Genomic DNA, 16,913 nt, shown 5'->3' on the forward strand with positions numbered 1-16,913 from the left:
ACACGATGTCCGTGACCGAGGCCACCGAAGCCGCCCACCGGGTCCTCGACCAGGTCGAGCGCGCCGTTGTCGGCAAGCGGGCCCAGCTGACGCAAGTGCTCGCCGGGGTACTGGCCGGCGGCCACGTGCTGCTCGAGGACCTGCCCGGGTTGGGCAAGACGCTGGCTGCACGCTCGCTCTCACAGGCGTTGGGGCTGAGGTTCACCCGCGCCCAGTTCACCCCCGACCTGCTACCCAGCGACCTGACGGGGTCGTACCTGTTCAACCAGAACACGGGCGAGTTCACCTTCCGCGAGGGACCGATCTTCACCGGTCTGCTGCTGGCAGACGAGATCAACCGCACCCCTCCCAAGACCCAGTCGGCGTTGCTCGAGGCGATGCAGGAACACCAGGTCACCGTCGAGGGCCACACCTTCGGCCTGCCTCGTCCGTTCCACGTGTTGGCCACCGCCAACCCCATCGAGCACGAGGGCACCTATCCCCTGCCCGAGGCCCAACTCGACCGCTTCCTGCTGCGGCTGAGCTTCGGCCACCCCAGCATCGACGAGGAGTGGGAGGTCGTGCAGCGACGGATCGCCCGCCGCACCGAGGACCAGCATGTCGACGCCGTGCTCGACGCCGAAGGACTGCTCGCCGTGCAGGCGACCGTCGAGGGGGTGCACGTCGCGGAATCAGTGGGGCGGTACGCCGTCTCCCTGGCCTCGGCCACCCGGCACCACGCCTCCGCGCTGGTGGGCGCCTCGCCCCGTGGCTCGTTGGCACTCGTCACGGTGGCCCGCGCCATGGCCCTGCTCGACGGGCGGGACTTCGTCATTCCCGAGGACGTGAAGGCACTCGCCGTCCCGGCCCTGGCCCACCGGGTGAGCGTGCGTCCGGAGTTGTGGCTCAACAACGTCACCTCCGAGGCGATCGTCGGCTCCGTGGTCGAGCAGGTTCCGGTGCCGGACGCCTCCGACGTGCGGCCGTCGGGCCGCTGAGGGAACGGACGACCACCATGTCCCCGCCCAGCAGTCCTGTCGGTTCCTCAGGGGGAGGCCCCCACTCGACCGCGTTCGACCCCACCAGTGCCTTCGCCCGCTCCACGGGCCTCTCCCTGCTGGTGCTGCTGCTGGCTGCCGCCCTGGCCCGTCCCGACCTGGCCCTGCTCGCGGTACCCCTGGTGGTGCACGCAGCCTGGGGCTGGTGGAGGCGACCGGACGCCTCCCTGCCCGACCTGACCGTCGTGACCGTGCCGCAACGGGTCGGCATCACCGAGGGTGAGGTCGTCGACCTGGGGTTGCACGTACCCGACCTGCCCGCACACCACTGGCTGAGCGCCCAGTGGACCGGGCTGGTGCAGACCACCTGGGACCCACCCCTGGGTGCGGTCGTCGACTCGGCACCCGATGGAATCGTGACGGTCGGTCTCGAACCCGCTCGCTGGGGGCGGTACGAGACGGGTCACCCGGGACTGCAGGTGGTGGACTCCTCGGGAAGTTGGCGGGCCGAGCTTCGTCCTGCCTCGTCGTTGGTGACCGTACGGCCGCTGGCTGCGACCCTGCACGGTGCGAGCGGGGTCGCTCGTCCGATCGGGTTGACGGGGGCGCACACGTCATCGGTGCGAGGGGACGGCACCCAACTGGCTGACATCCGCGAGTACCGCACCGGCGACCGGTTGCGGCGCATCAACTGGCGGGTGACCTCACGCACCCAGCGCCTGCACGTGACCTCGACGTTCACCGAACGTGACACCGACGTGGTGGTGGTCACCGACACCCTGCGCGACCTGCCCGACCCACACCAGACCTCCACCAGCCTCGACGCCACCGTGCGAGCGGTGGCGGCCATCAGCCAGCACTACATCGGTTTCGGCGACCGGGTGGCGGTGCACGACCTCGGACGCCGCCTCGGACACGTGCGCGCCGCGACCGGACCGCGACAGATGCGACTCATCCTCGAGGTGTTGTCGCGTACCGTCCGCGAACTGCCCGACCACGTCGCCCTGCGACCGGTCGCCTCGGTGCGCTCGGGGACGCTCGTCTTCTTCTGCTCACCCCTGCTCGACGACCGGATCATCGACCAGCTGGTACGGCTGCGTCAGCTGGGCGGCGAGGTGATCGCCGTCGACACCATGCCGGCTGCCCTGGGAACCGTCGAGACGCTGCGAGGCAGCCGCAACCGTGCCTTCCTGGACGAGGCCTGGGTGCTCCGGCGGCTGCAGCGCGACGAGGTGCTGGCGGGCATCGAGCGGCTCGGCATCCCCGTCACCGCCTGGCGTGGACCAACCAGCCTCGGTTCGGTGTTGTTGGCCATGGAGGCCGCTCGCAGCGCCCCCCGTCGGACGGTCGGACGATGAGGGGCCTCGCCGAGTGGATCGCCGAGCAACTGCTGAGGGCGGCGCGCACCTCACCCCTGCAGTGGACGCTGCGCGGGCTCGTGCTGCTCAGCGGGCTGGGGGTACTGCTGCTGTCGTGGCAGTGGCTGCACGTGTTCTTCGGGCCGGCCCTCTTCGCGATCGGGGCGCTCGTGCTGGTGGCCGCCATGCTCTTCCCAGATTCGCCGGCACCGGCCGCCTTCATGGTGGTGGTGGTCGGGTGGTGGCTGATGGGTGGCTTTGCCGCTCCGTTGTGGCAGGCAGCGGTCGTGGCCGTCGTGATCGCGGTGCTGCACCAAGCTGCGGCGTGGGCAGCGCTGGGTCCGAGCCACGGCGTGGGACGACGCCGGCTGGCCCGGCCGATGGCCCAAACCGCCCTGGGTTACCTGATGGCGGTGGTCGTCGGTCTCGGCCTGGTCCTGGCCGTCGTCGCGGTGCCAGAGTCCGCGGTGCCACGCGGCTGGGTCTGGCTGGTGATCACCGTGGTGGCCGTGGCCGTGATCAGCAGTCGCCTGTTGCCCGGCCGTCGGGAATGACCACAAAGGGCCTCCACACACAGGAATCGAGGCACCCGACTCCCGTCGAATGCCCCGAAACCCTGTTTCTGGTTCAGATGCCTCAGTGTGCGCGCTCGTAGGCGTCACGAACCTCGGACGAAACCCGTCCGCGATCCGAAACCTTCATGCCCTGGGCACGAGCCCACTCGCGGACCTCGTTGGTTGATCCACTGCCGCGGCGAGGACCACGGGCCCGAGGAGCCTTGGCCTTCCTGCGGGCGTGGGAGACCCACGGCGCCACTGCGTCGCGGAACTTCTTGGCGTTGGCCTCATTGAGATCGATCTCGTAGCTGGCGCCGTCAAAATCAAAGCTGATGGTCGAGGCGGCCGGAGAACCATCGATGTCGTCTTCCAGCACCACGTGCACTCGCTGTGCCATGGGATTTGTCCTCTCGGTTGGGATTTGCGGGTTCGCAGGCTCAACTGTGACAAAGGGGGCGCGCATATTCAAGTAATCAGCGGCGAACCTTCAGCAATGTGCACGGCCAACGTTTTCCACTTTTCTCCCGAGCATGGGGATTCATGCCATCGCCGGGACTGTCACACTTGGACCATGGCCCTCCTCGAAATCGGCGCCCTGGCCGCTGCCGATCGCGCTGTCGATCTCGGCCCCGAACACCCCAGCCGGGCCGGGCTGGTCCGCTTCGACGTGACCACCGAAGGGCGCGGGCCGCAGGCCCTGATCACCCGCGTCGACATCCAACCGGGCCTGATGCACCGTGGCGCCGAGAAGCTCTTCGAGGTGCGTGACTACCGGCAGGTGCTCATGCTGGCCGACCGCCATGACTGGCAGGCCCCGTTCATGGGGGAACTGGGGGTGGCACTGACCTGTGAGCGCCTGCTGGGACTCGTACCGCCCACCCGGGCCACGGTGCTTCGCACGTTGCTCGCCGAGGTGGCGCGGCTGCAGTCCCATCTGGGATATCTGACCTTCGTGCCCTTCCACCAGCGCTCCACCGAGGTCGCCGCATTGGTGCGCGAGGCCCGCGACCGCGTGCGCGACCTGATGATGATGTGGACGGGGAATCGGTTGCACCCGATGATCAATCGGTTGGGCGGTCTGGCCAGCGATGTCGGACCCGGGTGGTTCCAGTCCCTCGACGAGTGGCTGGCGCTGCTCGACCGGGTGATGAATCGAATGACCGGCCTGATGGACGAGGATTCCTGGCAGTCGGTTGCTGCCATCGCGCCCGTTGATGGCGACATCGCGAGAAGGTACGGACTGTCGGGGCCGACAGTTCGTGCTGCCGGAATCGTCCTGGATTTGCGCACCACGACCACCATGCTGGATTATGCCCAGATCGATGCCGGCGAGGTTCTCGCGGTGATCCCCGACGCGCGGACCAACGCCCAACGACAGGTAACGGCTTCGGACAGATTCCGACAATGGCTCGTCGAATTGGGTCAGTCGGCGCAGTTGGTCAGACGTTCCAGCATGCGCGCACGTGAGGTCACCGGCCCCGTGAATGTGCCCCTGTCGAAGATCATCAAGCTGCCCGAAGCCGAGGAATGGATGGAACTCGAGGCTCCCTTGGGCGTGGCCGGATTCCATCTCGTCTCGCGCGGCGGCACCACACCCTGGCGGCTCAAGTTGCGCACTCCCTCGTTCGCCCAGGTGAATGCCCTGCACACGTTGCTGGTGGGGGTGCCCCTCGACCGGGTGGCGGTGGTCGTCGCCAGCATGGGCTACACCGTCGGCGACCTGGACAAATGACAACCCCGCTCCGGAGTGCTCGGAGCGGGGCTGGTCAGGGAGGTCGGTGGCGGTCCTTCGGTCAGATCGCCTGACGGCGCACGGGCCGGCCCCCGGCCAGCAGCGCGACGTCGAGGGCCTCGAGGTCGACGTCGGTGGGGTGCTCCCCGTTCGTCCACAACTCGGCGGCGGTGGGCACCCGCTCGGCCATGGTCTTGCGGGCGATACCGCGGCTGGGAAGGGTGACCACCTCGGACTCGTCCGCGGTCAGCGCCTCGAGGTGCTCCAGCCTCTCCTGCAGGGCGCTCAGCTGGGCCTGCAGGTCGGCGATGGTGCGACCCTTCGCGACGGCCTCGGCCCGTGCCGAGACCAGGTTGCCGCGAACGGTCGACAGCTCCTGCTGCAGACCGGCCATGTCACCGCGCAGGTCGTCGACCTGGGTGGCGTGGGCGAGGTAGCGGGTCTTGAAGGTGTGGATGAGTTCCATCGACTCGGCGTGGTGGGCGCGGTCGGCCGCGGCGCGTGCGAGGCGCTCGGTCTTCAGTTCCGTGTGGTGCAGCACCTCCATGCGCGACAGCTCACGGAACGCGAACCAGACCGAACCGACGGCACCGAGCACGGAGACCACCAACCCGGCGCGGACGACCCAGATGGGTCCGAACGCACACGCCAGGGCGATGACGGCCCCGACGATCAGCACGATGAGAGCGGCCTTGCGCTCTCGGGACATGACGGCTTGATGCTTTGCACTCACGGGGTCGAGGATACGGTCCGACTGGGGGAATCCCCAGCCGACCAGCCGAGTCTTGGCACAATCTCAGGCTCGGGTCACTCCACCCGGGCCGACCGTTCCGCCAGCCAGCCGCCGGCCGCCAGGAGCAGCGACGACACCACGGCGATGGATCCGAAGATGACCCGCTGCCGTGGCATCGGGATCGCCCACTGACCCACGTTGAGCAGCACGTAGGTGAGGTGCCCCCCGGCGAGCAGGGCGCCGGTGAAGATCATGGTCTTGCCCAGGGCCAGCATGAACACCCCTGCGCTGGCCGCCTGGTCGGGATGTCGACGCAGGTAGCCCTTCACCTGCACCCGGGCACGCCAGCCGACGACGAGCCCGACGAGGGCCATCAGCACCGACATGGCCAACGGGGTCACCGGCACGACCTGGTCGAGGGATCGCATCGTCTCGACGACGAACCACCCCACCACCACTCCGACCAGGCAGGCAACGGCGAACTGGAACCACGTCGTGGGGCCCAGACCCGGCGAGTGCTGGCTGGGGGGTTCCGGGCTGTCGGGGGACGAGGCAGGTCTCTCGTCCGGCTCGTCGTCGAAGACGCGGGTCACGGCAGGTCGATGCGCTCGTCGATCCTGGTGACCCCGCTGGTGTCGAGTCCGGCCACCAGGTCGACGAGGGTGCCGTGACCGGCCAACTCGCCCAACGGGTCGGCCTCGAGCCAGGGCACCAGCACGAAGGCACGCTCGTGTGCACGCGGGTGCGGCAGCACCAGCCGGTCGTCGGCCCGTTCGCGCTTGCCGACCATGATCAGGTCGATGTCGAGGGTGCGTGGGCCCCCCGGCTGCTCGCGCACCCGCCCGAACGCGCTCTCGAGGGCTTCGGCCCGTTCGAGCAGGGTCAGCGGTTCGAGGGTGGTCTCAGCGACGAAGACGAGGTTGTAGAAGTCGTCCTGGTCACGCACGTCACCCACGGGGGCGGTGAGGTAGACCGAGCTGAGGTCGACCGGGATCAGGTCGGGTGTGGTGGCCAGTTCGTTGATGGCCGACTGCAGGATCTCGAGGCTGTCGCCCACGTTCGATCCGAGGCTGAACACCACTTTGGATATGGGTCGCAGGTTTCCCAGCGTGTCGACGTCAATCACCATGGGTACTCCTCGTGACGGTCACCGAGACATCGGTGAAGGGGGTCGATAGGGGGGCGTGCGGCTTGTGCACCGTCACCTGCGCCTCGCGCACTCGGGGCAGGGCGGCCAGGTCGTCGGCGATGCGGCTGGCCAAGGTCTCGATCAGGTTCACGGCGTCACCCCCGAGCCGGTGCTCGATACGGGTGGCGACCTGCCCGTAGTCGACGGTGCCGGCGAGGTCGTCCGAGTTGGTGTCGCAGTCGACGACCAGGACGGCGTCGGCGGTGAAGACCTGCGGTTGGTCGCGTTCGAAGTCGAACCAGCCGTGTCGTCCCGTGGCGGAGACACCGCTGAGTCGGATGGTCACTGGCTCGGTCACGATCACCTCCCGGGGTCGGGTGCTGCGCCAGTGAGACTACCGGAGTCGTCAGTACCCCTCGCGGGGCGGGTGGTCGACGTGGAACGCAGCCGCGCGACCACCTCCACGGCGTCCCGCTGGCCGCGAACCTCGTGGGTGCGAACCGCCCACACCCCCTGCAGGGCGCACAGGGTGGTCAGCGCCTGGGTTGCGGCATCGCGCCGTTCAGCCGGACGAGGGACACCATCGGCGGCCAGCAGTTCACCCAGGAAGCGCTTGCGGCTCACGCCCACCAGCACTCGGTGCCCGTGCTGGAGGAAGGACCCGTTGTCGGCGAACAACTGCCAGTTCTGCTCGCCGGTCTTCGAGAACCCGTAGCCGGGGTCGAGCACGAGCCGATCGGCCGCGATGCCCGCGGCCAGGGCGGCGTCGCGGCGCTGGAGCAACTCGCGGGTCACGTCGGCGACCACGTCGTCGTAGTGGGCCTCGGCGTTCATCACCGATCCGTGTGCCCGCCAGTGCATGGCCACGTAGTCGACGTCGGCGTGGGCAGCGACGGTGGCCAGCATTGAATCGTCGGCCAGTCCCCCCGAGACGTCGTTGACGATGCTGGCGCCCGCCCCGATCGCCACGCGGGCCACCTCGGCACGCATGGTGTCGACCGAGATCGGGACGCCGAGGCCGGCGATGGCCTCGACCACGGGCACGACCCGGTGCAGTTCCTCGTCCACCGAGGGGCGGGTCGAGCCGGGCCGGGTCGACTCCCCGCCGACGTCGATCAGGTCGGCCCCGTCGTCGACCATGGCCCGGGCATGCTCGACAGCTCGGGTCGGGGAGGCCCATCGTCCGCCATCGCTGAAGGAGTCGGGGGTGACGTTGAGGATCCCCATCACCAGGGTCCGAGCGGGTGTGCGGGTCACGAGCGGCCGGAGTTGATCAAGCTCATGGCCTCGGCGCGGGTGGCGGGTTCGCGCATCCGTCCGCGGACCGCCGAGGTGATCGTCCGGGCACCGGGCTTGCGCACCCCACGCATGGTCATGCACTGGTGCTCGGCCTCGATCACCACCAGCGCGCCGTTGACCCCCAGATGGGTGACCAGCGCGTCGGCGATCTGGGCCGTCAACCGCTCCTGCACCTGCGGACGCTTGGCGAACAGGTCGACCAGTCGGGCCAGCTTGCTGAGCCCGGTGACGCGACCGTCACCAGCCGGGAGGTAGGCGACGTGCGCCACCCCGGTGAAGGGCAGCAGGTGGTGCTCGCAGACGCTCCACAACTCGATGTCACGCACCATCACCATCTCGTCGTGGTCGACGGCGAAGGTGGTGGCCAGCAGGTCGGCCGGGTCGCAGTGCATGCCGGCGAAGATCTCGGCGTAGGCGCGGGCCACGCGGGCGGGGGTCTCACGGAGCCCGTCGCGGTCGGGGTCCTCGCCGACGGCGAGCAGGATCTCGCGGACGGCTGCCTCGATGCGTGGGTGGTCAACCTCGGCGGTCATCGCGGACTCAGCTCCACTGGGCGGGGGTGGGTCCCTGGGGGCCCTGCCATCCCGGTGCCTCCCAGCCACCGTGCCCGTCGCCGTGGGCGCCGGGGGGCAGTTCGGTCGAACCGGGTTGGCCCGGGGGCAGCTGGATACCGCCGGGGGGGACGACGTCGCCCTCGTCTCCCGCCTCGATCTCGGGCGACTTCGGGGGGTCGATCGGCGGCACGTCGGAGGGCACGCGCCGATCGGATCCGGTCCAGGTGCCGCGCTCGGATCGGCGACGCAGGTTGGCGAAGATGCGCTCGACCTCGGCCTTCTGCAGGGTCTCCTTCTCGAACACCTCCCGGACGAGCACATCGAGCACGTCGCGGTTCTCACGCAGCGCCTCGAAGGCCTCCTGGTGGGCCTCCTCGAGAAGGGCGTTCATCTCCTCGTCGATGGTCCGCGCGGTCGCGTCGGAGTAGTCCACGTTGCGTCCGGTTCCGGCCATGCCCAGGAAGGGTTCCTGCTCACCGCCACCCAGGGTGATCGCACCCAACTTGTCGCTGAAGCCGTACTGGGTGACCATCGCCCGGGCCACCTTGGTGGCCTTCTCGATGTCATTGCCGGCACCGGTGGTCGGGTCACCGAAGATCAGTTCCTCGGCGGCGCGGCCACCCATCATGTAGGCCATCTGGTCGAGCAGTTCGCCGCGGGACTGGGAGTACTTGTCCTGGTCGGGCATCACCATGGCGTAGCCGAGGGCCCGCCCACGAGGGAGGATGGTCAGCTTCTGCACGTTGTTGCGGGTCGCCGGCATGGCAGCCGCGACCAGCGCGTGACCGCCCTCGTGGTAGGCGGTGACCAGCCGTTCGTGTTCGTTCATCAGCCGGGTGCGCTTCTGGGGACCCATCAGCACGCGGTCGATCGCCTCGTCCAATTGCCCATTGCCGATCAACGGCAGGTTCAGGCGGGCCGTCAGCAGCGCCGCCTCGTTGAGCACATTGGCCAGGTCGGCACCGGTGAACCCGGGTGTGCGCCGGGCCACCGACTCGAGGTCGACGTTGTCGTCCATCGGCTTGCCCTTGGCGTGCACCTTGAGGATCTGGGCACGGCCCTTCATGTCGGGTGCCTCGACGCCGATCTGGCGATCGAAGCGTCCGGGGCGAAGCAGGGCCGGGTCGAGCACGTCGGGACGGTTCGTGGCGGCGATCAGGATGACCCCACCGCGCACGTCGAAGCCGTCCATCTCGACCAGCAACTGGTTGAGGGTCTGCTCGCGCTCGTCGTGCCCGCCACCCATACCGGCGCCGCGGTGGCGTCCGACGGCGTCGATTTCGTCGATGAAGACGATGGCGGGGGCGGCGGCCTTGGCCTGCTCGAACAGGTCGCGCACGCGGCTCGCCCCGACGCCGACGAACATCTCGACGAAGTCCGAACCCGAGATCGAGAAGAACGGCACCCCGGCCTCACCTGCCACCGCACGGGCGAGCAGGGTCTTGCCGGTTCCGGGCGGCCCGTAGAGCAGCACGCCCTTGGGGATCTTGGCTCCCACGCGCTGGAACTTGGGCGGGTCGGCGAGGAAGTCGCGGATCTCCTCGAGTTCCTCGATCGCCTCCTCACAGCCGGCGACGTCGCTGAAGGTGGTCTGCGGGGTGTCCTTGTTGGCGACCTTCGCGCGGGACTTGCCGAAGCCCATCACCCCGCGGCCACCGCCGGCACCCTGCACCAGGTTCATGACGACGAAGAAACCGATGATCAGCAGCAGGAAGGGCAGGAAGTTGTAGAGCAGTGAGGTCCACAGGCTGGGCTGGGGGTTGCGGCCCTGCCAGGTCTCGAGGGTCTTGTCGGCCACGCGCTGGTTGAGCCGTTGCACCAATTGGTCGGACTGGTTGCCGACCCACACCGACCGGTACTTCTTGTTGTCGCTGCCGGTGATCTGGATCGACTGCTCCCCGTCGGTGAGCACGACCTCCTTCAGCTTGGTCGTGCCGTTGATCATGGCGACGGCCTGCGAGGTGGGGATCTCCTCCTCGCCCGTGGCGCGACTCGCGACGTTGACCGCGAGCACGATCAGCATCACGGCGATCATGATCCACACGAGCGGACCGCGGAACACCTTCTGGAGATTCTTCATTGCCTGCCTTGCAACCAAAGGGCTCGCTGACGCGAGATGACGGGGCGGGACGAGCCTACCAGCGGGGTTTCAGTCACCCCGGGGAGCGATGTTCGCGGGCGGAGGAAGGAACCCTCACCAGGCCCCCGCTCACCAGGCAACGGAGAAGTACTGGGTCTCCTGGAACTCGCGCAGCCCCTCGCGGGCTCCCTCGCGACCAAGCCCGGACTGCTTGAACCCGCCGAAGGGTGCGGCCGGGTCAGAGACGAGACCCCGGTTGATGCCGACCATGCCCGCCTCGATCCGCTCCGCCAGGTGGAGGGCGTGGCCGAGTTCGGCGAAGACGTAGGCGCTGAGCCCGAACTCGGTGTCGTTGACGCGGGCGACCAGATCATCCTCATCGCTCCATCGCGTCACGGAGGCGACCGGTCCGAACACCTCCTCGGCGAGCAGGCGGGAGTCGGCGGGCACGTGGTCGAGCACCAGCGGACGAACGAACCAGCCCTGGGCGGGTGGCTCTGCACCCTCGCCCACGACCACCGCTCCGGCCGCAACCGCCTCGTCGACCACCCTGGTGATGCGGTCACGCGCCGCCGGGGTGATCACGGGGCCGATGGCGCACCCGGACGATGCGGGGCCCACGGTCAGTCGTCCGACCTCGACCGACAACCGCGCCACGAACGCGTCGGCGACGGACTCGTGCACGAAGATGCGGTTGGCTGCGGTGCAGGCCTGACCGCCCCCACGGAACTTCGCGGTCATCGTGCCCTCGACCGCGACGTCGAGATCGGCGTCGGCGCAGACCACCACCGGTGCATTGCCGCCCAGTTCCAAGGAGGTGTTCACCACCCGGTCGGCGGCCTGCCGCAGCAGGTGCCTGCCCACCGCGGTCGACCCCGTGAACGACAGTTTGCGCACCCGCCGGTCCCGCAGCCAGGTGCCGACCACTCCGTCGGCGTCGGTGGTGGTGACCAGACTGACGACTCCGTCGGGCAGACCCGCCTCGGACAGCAGGGCGGCCACGGCCAGGGCGGTGAGCGGGGTCTCCGCGGCCGGCTTGAGCACGACGGTGCAGCCTGCCGCCAGGGCGGGCGCGAGCTTGCGGGTGGCCATCGCCGCGGGGAAGTTCCACGGGGTCACGAGCGCCGCAACGCCCACGGGCACGTGTCGGACGATCGTCCTGGTGCCCCCCGCGGGGGACTCGGTGTAGTCACCCTCGGAGCGCACCGCCTCCTCGGAGAACCAGCGGAAGAATTCGGCGGCGTAGGTGACCTCGGCGACGGCATCGGCTGTCGACTTGCCGTTCTCGGACGAGATCAGGTCTGCCAGGCGATCCTTGTCGCGCAGCATCAGGTCGAAGACCCGTCGCAGCACCTCCGCGCGCTGTCGTGGCGGTGTCGCGCGCCACCCGGGCAGGGCGGCGGCCGCCGCGTCCACGGCTGCTGTCGCGTCGTCCGGGGTCTGGTCGTCGAGTCGATGCAGCACCCGGCCGGTGGCCGGGTCGAGCACCTCGAAGGTGGTCATGCGGACACCCTAATCCGGCTCCGGAGGGCCGCGCTGTGTAGGTTGTCGCTGACAGCGAAGAGGCCCTTCCACCCCCAGACAGGCACGCCCCCATGGACGACAAGCGGTTCCCCACCCGGGTCTACTCCCACGGCAGCGAACCCGACGCCCGGTTCAGCCTGGCCAACGAGCGCACCTTCCTGGCGTGGGTGAGCACTGGTCTGGCACTGGTCTCGGTGGGGGTCGGACTGGAGGCCTTCGGGCTGTCGCTGCAGCACGGGTTCAGGTTGGCCACGTCGGCGTTGCTGGTCTGTCTGGGGATCGCCACGACGGTGCATGCCTGGTTCAACTGGATGCGGGTGGAGTCGTCGATGCGCGACCACCGTCCGCTCCCCTCCATGGCCAACGGACTGGTGCTGGCGATCGGGCTGTCGGTGGCCGGTGTGCTGGTGCTGATCGGCATCGTGACGGCCTGACCATGACGACCGAACGCGTCTGGGACGCCGGCCTGCAACCCGAACGGACCGCCCTGGCCTGGCGCCGGATCGGGCTGGCTGTCATCGGGGTGGGCCTGGCGGTGCCCCGACTGACCTGGCCGAGCCTGGGCGCGTGGTCGATCCCGGCCGGACTGTGCGCGCTGGTCGTGGGAGTGGTCGCGCTGCACCAGTCACTGCACCGCTATCGACGCGCTCACACCACCCTCACCACCGAGGACGTACCGCGACTGCCCAGTGGGCGCGGGCTGCTGATGGTGATGCTGACCGTGTTGCTGACGGGCCTCACCGCCCTGGCCGCACTGGTGGTGCAGGCCCTGGGCCTGGGAGCGGCTCAGTTGTAGACAGACGGGCTGAGCACGCCCACGTCTCGCAAGTTGCGGTAGCGGCCGGCGTAGTCGAGGCCGTAGCCGACCACGAACTGGTTGGGGATGTCGAAGCCGACGTACTTGACGGCCACGTCGACGGTCAGCGCCTCGGGCTTGCGGAACATGGTCATGATCTCGAGGCTGGCCGGCTCGCGGCTCTGCAGGTTCTGCACGAGATAGCTGAGGGTCAGGCCGGTGTCGACGATGTCCTCGACGATCAGCACGTGCTTGCCCGAGATGTCGGTCGTGAGGTCCTTGAGGATGCGCACCACACCGGAACTCTTCGTGCCCGAGCCGTAGCTCGAGATGGCCATCCAGTCCATCGTGCAGTGGCTCTTGAGCGCCCGACTCAGGTCGCTCATCACCATCACGGCGCCGTTGAGCACCCCGATCAGCAGCAGCTCCTTGCCGACGTAGTCGGCGTCGATCTGCGCGGCCACCTCGGCGAGGCGGGCTTCGATGTCGGCGCTGGTGTGCAGCACCTCGGTCAGTTCGGAGGAGAGATCAGCGGCATCCACGCGGCGACTCTACCGCGCCCCCGCCCTGCAGAACGTGCACCCGAATGCCCGATCGCGGCTCGATCGGGATGCGAGGTGCCGTTCAGGTGCGCGGGTTGCAGGTGGGGCTCACGGTCGCACGATCACCAGGGCGGCCGGCCCGCTGGCGCCTCCTCGCCGGCGGACGCTGGCCCCCGGAAGGTCGACACCGGCCTGTCCGTGCCAGTCGACCACGAGGTCATGCACGGCCAGCACCTGCTCCCTCGACGGTGTGACCCCCCGGCCGACCAGCCAGGCACGGATGACCCGGGTGGCGCGGGCGATCGGGACCCCGACCAGCGAGGACACCACCAAGTCGTCCCCGTCGGTCGCCTCCGCGAGCCACTCACCGGTGAGGCTGTCGAGCAGGTCTGCGTCCTCGCGCAGCAGGTCGGCCGTCCGGGCCAGGGCAGCCGCCACCCCTGGCCCGAGTTCGGCCTCGAGCACCGGCATCACCCGCCGCCGGACACGGGAACGAAGGAACTTCGGGTCGTCGTTGTGCGGGTCATCCCACGGGCTCAACCCCCAGTCGGTGCATGCCTGCCGGGTCTCGGCGCGGGCCACCCCGAGCAGGGGACGAACCATCCGCAGCCCGCGCTCGTCACCCTCGGACCACGTCTGGTCGGGAGGGATACCCGCGAGCGAGCGAGCACCCGAGCCGCGGGCCAGCCCCAGCAACACCTGTTCGGCGACGTCGTCACGGGTGTGCGCCAGCCAGACCGGGGCTCCCCCCGCCGCCTCTGCCAGCAGCCTCAGCCGCAGGTCACGCGCGACCGATTCTGGTCCACCGGAGGAGTCGGGCCTCACCGACCCGCGCAGGGCTCGCGCCGGCAGGCCGAGCCCGGCAAGCGCGGCAACGGTCGCCTCCGCGACGAGGTCAGAGCCCTCCTGCAGGCCGTGGTCGACCACCACGGCCGCCACCCGGGGGAGGGCCGCCCGGCGACGGGTCCGGGATGCCATCTCCCAGCCCACGGCTGCCGCCATGGCGAGCGAGTCGGCTCCACCGCTGACCGCAAGCACCACCCGGCCCCCCGCCTCTCGTGCCCCCGCCTCTCGTCCCAGGGGCGGACGGACGGCGCGCACCACGGCCAACTGGGCGGCAGTGAGGTCACGGGCCGCCATCAGCCGCCCACCCGGCGCAGCCATCCCATCGGGTCGGCGAGTTCGTGGCGCCGGGGAAGGTTGCGCGCCTGCTGCCAGACCAGGTTGAGCCCGGGCAGTCCGGCCGAGGAGATCACCGCACGACAGAACGAGGCACCGTCGCGGTACTGGGCGAGTTTCGCGTCCATGCCGAGCAGGCGTCCGAAGGCGGCACTGGCCCCGGTCGCCGCCCGTCGTCCCTCGAAACGCTCGCGAATCCGAGGCAGGCTGTTGACCAGGCCCGCGGCAGCCTCGTCCATCATCACGTCGGCGTGGCCCTCGAGCAGCGACATGACAGCCGTGATCTGGTCGACGAGGCGGCGTGCCTCGGGGCTCGAGGTGATGTCGAGCACGACCCCATTGCTGGGCTGGTTGTCGCGACCCGACAGCCGAGCGCGCCCGCGCTGCAGCATGGCGGTCAGGTTCTGCTCCCCTTCTGCGGCCAACACGTCGCCCACCAGGCCGATGACGTGGTCGACCAGCCAGGGGGCGGCCAGGAACTGGGCCCGGTGGGTCTGCTCGTGCAGACACACCCACAGCCTGAAGTCAGCCGGGTCGAGCCCCAGCGAGCGCTCCACCTCGAGCACGTTCGGGGCGACCAGCAACAACCCGGGACGATCCGAGAACGGGTCGTACTGCCCCAGCACCCGACGACTCACCAACCCCAGCACCCCACCCAACTGCACGGCGCGGGCTCCACCGGCGGCTCGGTCGGCGAGATTCCTCGGACGATCGGGGTGCCCCAGTCGGCCCAGCACCGTCATCGCCATCCGGGTGTTGTTGGTGACCCAGGTGCGGCGGTCGACCACCAGGACGCGCATGGCGTCGGTGGCGGCGGTCAGGGGCAGGTCGGCCGCGCGGGCGATCAGGGCGGGGGCGCGGTGAGCCGCCGCGCGCAGTTCCGCCACGAGGTCGTCCCGCTCCGTGGCCGAGGCCTGCGGACCGGCGCCGGTCAGGCTTCGTCCGACCTTCTCGGCGGCGGAGGCATCGATCCAGTCGAGCATCAGCGGCATCCGCAGCCGGTGACGGTGGCGGCGACCTGGTCGATCCAGACCCGGGCGAACCAGTCGTTCTTGGAGTCATTGACCATCACGGCCAGCACGACGGGTTGACCATCGGCCGTCACCGTCCAGCCCGACAGTGACGAGACACCGGTCAACGTGCCCGTCTTGCCGTGCACCCAGCCGCGCCCGGCCTGGGCCCCCTGGGCGAAGCTGAACCGGTCGGTCAGGGTGCCGCTGACCCCGGCGATGGGGGTCGAGACGAGCAGGCCCTGCAACTGCTGGTCGCTCGAGATGCGCTGCCAGGCGAGGGCCAGCATGCGAGCGCTGACCCGGTTGGAGCGCGAGAGACCCGAGCCATCGGTGGCGACGGCCCCGGTGCGCCACAGTCCGTCGCTGGTGAGCACGGCGCGCAGGGCCTGCGCCCCCCCGGCGAAGGAGGCTGGACGATGCTGGGCGAGGGCCAGTTGGCGAAACAGCACCTCGGCCCCGAAGTTGTCGGAGTGCACCATCACCTCGGTGGCGATGTCGATCAGCGGCATCGAGCTGACCGAGGCGACCACCTCGCCGGTGCCGGCCGTGGGGGCGGGGGTGGGTGCGATGGTGCCGGTGACGGTGATGCCGGCCGCCTTCAGTTGCTGGGTGAAGGCCGTTGCTGCCTGCCGTGCCGGGTCCTGCGCCAATGGGGTGCCCGGCACCCTCGCCCCGGTGGCGTCGAGGGTGCGTCCGGCACCGAGGGAGAGCGCCGAGATGCGCGCGACCTGGTCGGAGTAGTCGGCTGGCCAGGTGGGGTGCCAGGCGGGCCCGCTGAACAGGCTGGCGTCGTAGCCCAGGGTGACGCTGGTGACGCCCTGCTGCTTGAGGCGGGCGGCGGTCGCTGCGGCCAGTTGGGCGGTGGTCGCCGCCCGGGGGCGGTTCGGGTTGGCAACCCGTTCAAGGTAGGGGTCACCGCCACCCACCAGCACGAGGTGACCCGGCGAGGACGAGGCGACGGTGGTCGTGAACCTGTGGTCGGGACCCCACGCCTGCAGCGTGGCCAGCATCACCAGGGTCTTCAGGTTCGAGGCAGGGATCATCAGGGTGTCACCGCCCCGATCGACGAGCACCCGACCGGTCGCGTGGTCGACCACCAGCACGGAGGATCGTCCCTTGAAGTTCGGCTTGAGCGCGTCGATGCGTGTGAGCAGGCCGGACGAGGCGAGGGTCGCGCTGGGGGTGATCGGGTCGGGCTCGGCGACCACGCCGTCACCGGACTGCTGACCCGCCGCCTGCGAGGGGGTGGGCGGGGCGAAGATCGAGGGAGCGATGGTGCTGGGCTGCAGACCGGAGCTGCGGAGGCCCGTGGAGCGGGCGATGGGCGAGGCGAAGGCGATCAGGGCGGTGATGACGATGCCGACGACGAGCCCGGCCAGGGAGAGCCCCATCACGGTGCCCGAGCTGCGCCGCATCCATTCCCCCTGTTCAGGCGCTATT

The 16,913-nt window shown here is 69.7% G+C and carries 19 protein-coding genes; 6 read left to right on the forward strand and 13 right to left on the reverse strand.

Going from position 1 to position 16,913, the window contains the following annotated elements; all coding sequences use genetic code 11:
* Positions 1-5 precede the first annotated feature (5 nt).
* From H507_RS16930 to H507_RS0113280, 3 genes are read left to right on the forward strand one after another with little or no spacing between them, the layout of a single operon-like run.
* Positions 6-977 carry an AAA family ATPase gene (locus H507_RS16930; RefSeq protein WP_040438763.1) on the forward strand — a complete coding sequence of 324 codons (972 nt, stop codon included), beginning with the start codon at positions 6-8 and terminating at the stop codon, positions 975-977.
* Positions 978-994: 17 nt separating this feature from the next.
* On the forward strand, positions 995-2,335 hold the full coding sequence (locus tag H507_RS16935) for a DUF58 domain-containing protein (RefSeq protein ID WP_022911187.1): 1,341 nt from the start codon (positions 995-997) through the stop codon (positions 2,333-2,335).
* On the forward strand, positions 2,332-2,889 hold the full coding sequence (locus H507_RS0113280) for a hypothetical protein (protein WP_026378219.1): 558 nt from the start codon (positions 2,332-2,334) through the stop codon (positions 2,887-2,889). Before H507_RS16935 ends, H507_RS0113280 begins: the two co-directional genes overlap by 4 nt.
* 82 nt (positions 2,890-2,971) lie before the next feature.
* On the opposite strand, the gene H507_RS0113285 is transcribed toward H507_RS0113280, so the two are convergent.
* Entirely contained in the window at positions 2,972-3,289 is a 318-nt protein-coding gene (locus H507_RS0113285) for a histone-like nucleoid-structuring protein Lsr2 (protein WP_026378220.1), read from the reverse strand.
* A gap of 174 nt (positions 3,290-3,463) precedes the next feature.
* On the opposite strand from H507_RS0113285, the gene H507_RS0113290 reads away from it, so the two are divergent.
* On the forward strand, positions 3,464-4,624 hold the full coding sequence (locus tag H507_RS0113290; protein WP_022911188.1) for an NADH-quinone oxidoreductase subunit D-related protein: 1,161 nt from the start codon (positions 3,464-3,466) through the stop codon (positions 4,622-4,624).
* 61 nt (positions 4,625-4,685) lie between these two features.
* On the opposite strand, the gene H507_RS0113295 is transcribed toward H507_RS0113290, so the two are convergent.
* The 8 genes from H507_RS0113295 to H507_RS0113330 all read right to left on the reverse strand — a co-directional run bounded on the left by H507_RS0113295 (position 4,686) and on the right by H507_RS0113330 (position 11,922).
* On the reverse strand, positions 4,686-5,357 hold the full coding sequence (locus H507_RS0113295) for a hypothetical protein (protein ID WP_157438993.1): 672 nt from the start codon (positions 5,355-5,357) through the stop codon (positions 4,686-4,688).
* Between the two features lie 74 nt (positions 5,358-5,431).
* Positions 5,432-5,950, reverse strand: a complete 519-nt coding sequence (locus tag H507_RS17510) for a DUF3180 domain-containing protein (protein ID WP_022911190.1) — start codon at positions 5,948-5,950, stop codon at positions 5,432-5,434.
* A complete protein-coding gene (folK, locus tag H507_RS0113305) occupies positions 5,947-6,486 on the reverse strand; it encodes a 2-amino-4-hydroxy-6-hydroxymethyldihydropteridine diphosphokinase (protein WP_022911191.1) in 540 nt (179 codons plus the stop codon). The genes H507_RS17510 and folK overlap by 4 nt, the downstream gene beginning before the upstream one ends.
* Positions 6,476-6,844, reverse strand: coding sequence for a dihydroneopterin aldolase (gene folB / locus H507_RS0113310; RefSeq protein ID WP_026378222.1), 369 nt, complete (start codon positions 6,842-6,844; stop codon positions 6,476-6,478). Before folB ends, folK begins: the two co-directional genes overlap by 11 nt.
* 2 nt (positions 6,845-6,846) lie before the next feature.
* The gene (gene folP / locus H507_RS16945; RefSeq protein WP_051139842.1) at positions 6,847-7,713 is read right to left on the reverse strand and encodes a dihydropteroate synthase; all 867 of its coding nucleotides are present in this window, start codon (positions 7,711-7,713) and stop codon (positions 6,847-6,849) included.
* A gap of 26 nt (positions 7,714-7,739) precedes the next feature.
* The gene (folE, locus tag H507_RS0113320; RefSeq protein WP_022911194.1) at positions 7,740-8,318 is read right to left on the reverse strand and encodes a GTP cyclohydrolase I FolE; all 579 of its coding nucleotides are present in this window, start codon (positions 8,316-8,318) and stop codon (positions 7,740-7,742) included.
* A 7-nt stretch (positions 8,319-8,325) separates the two neighbouring features.
* A complete protein-coding gene (gene ftsH / locus H507_RS16950; RefSeq protein ID WP_022911195.1) occupies positions 8,326-10,419 on the reverse strand; it encodes an ATP-dependent zinc metalloprotease FtsH in 2,094 nt (697 codons plus the stop codon).
* A gap of 129 nt (positions 10,420-10,548) precedes the next feature.
* The gene (locus H507_RS0113330) at positions 10,549-11,922 is read right to left on the reverse strand and encodes an NAD-dependent succinate-semialdehyde dehydrogenase (RefSeq protein WP_022911196.1); all 1,374 of its coding nucleotides are present in this window, start codon (positions 11,920-11,922) and stop codon (positions 10,549-10,551) included.
* 92 nt (positions 11,923-12,014) lie between these two features.
* On the opposite strand from H507_RS0113330, the gene H507_RS0113335 reads away from it, so the two are divergent.
* Positions 12,015-12,377 (forward strand): YidH family protein, encoded by a 363-nt coding sequence (locus H507_RS0113335; protein WP_022911197.1) that lies wholly within the window; start codon positions 12,015-12,017, stop codon positions 12,375-12,377.
* A gap of 2 nt (positions 12,378-12,379) precedes the next feature.
* Positions 12,380-12,739, forward strand: coding sequence for a DUF202 domain-containing protein (locus H507_RS16955; RefSeq protein WP_022911198.1), 360 nt, complete (start codon positions 12,380-12,382; stop codon positions 12,737-12,739).
* On the opposite strand, the gene hpt is transcribed toward H507_RS16955, so the two are convergent.
* The 4 genes from hpt to dacB all read right to left on the reverse strand — a co-directional run bounded on the left by hpt (position 12,730) and on the right by dacB (position 16,888).
* Positions 12,730-13,254: a hypoxanthine phosphoribosyltransferase gene (gene hpt, locus H507_RS0113345; protein WP_425393317.1), complete on the reverse strand. Its 525-nt coding sequence runs from the start codon at positions 13,252-13,254 to the stop codon at positions 12,730-12,732. The two genes, H507_RS16955 and hpt, sit on opposite strands and share 10 nt — an antisense overlap.
* A 135-nt stretch (positions 13,255-13,389) precedes the next feature.
* Positions 13,390-14,421 carry a tRNA lysidine(34) synthetase TilS gene (tilS, locus tag H507_RS16960; protein WP_051139843.1) on the reverse strand — a complete coding sequence of 344 codons (1,032 nt, stop codon included), beginning with the start codon at positions 14,419-14,421 and terminating at the stop codon, positions 13,390-13,392.
* A complete protein-coding gene (locus H507_RS0113355) occupies positions 14,421-15,443 on the reverse strand; it encodes a zinc-dependent metalloprotease (RefSeq protein ID WP_026378224.1) in 1,023 nt (340 codons plus the stop codon). The genes tilS and H507_RS0113355 overlap by 1 nt, the downstream gene beginning before the upstream one ends.
* Entirely contained in the window at positions 15,443-16,888 is a 1,446-nt protein-coding gene (dacB, locus tag H507_RS0113360; protein ID WP_022911202.1) for a D-alanyl-D-alanine carboxypeptidase/D-alanyl-D-alanine endopeptidase, read from the reverse strand. The genes H507_RS0113355 and dacB overlap by 1 nt, the downstream gene beginning before the upstream one ends.
* Positions 16,889-16,913: the final 25 nt, after the last annotated feature.

The sequence above is a fragment of the Aestuariimicrobium kwangyangense DSM 21549 genome (assembly GCF_000421525.1).
GTDB lineage: Bacteria > Actinomycetota > Actinomycetes > Propionibacteriales > Propionibacteriaceae > Aestuariimicrobium > Aestuariimicrobium kwangyangense.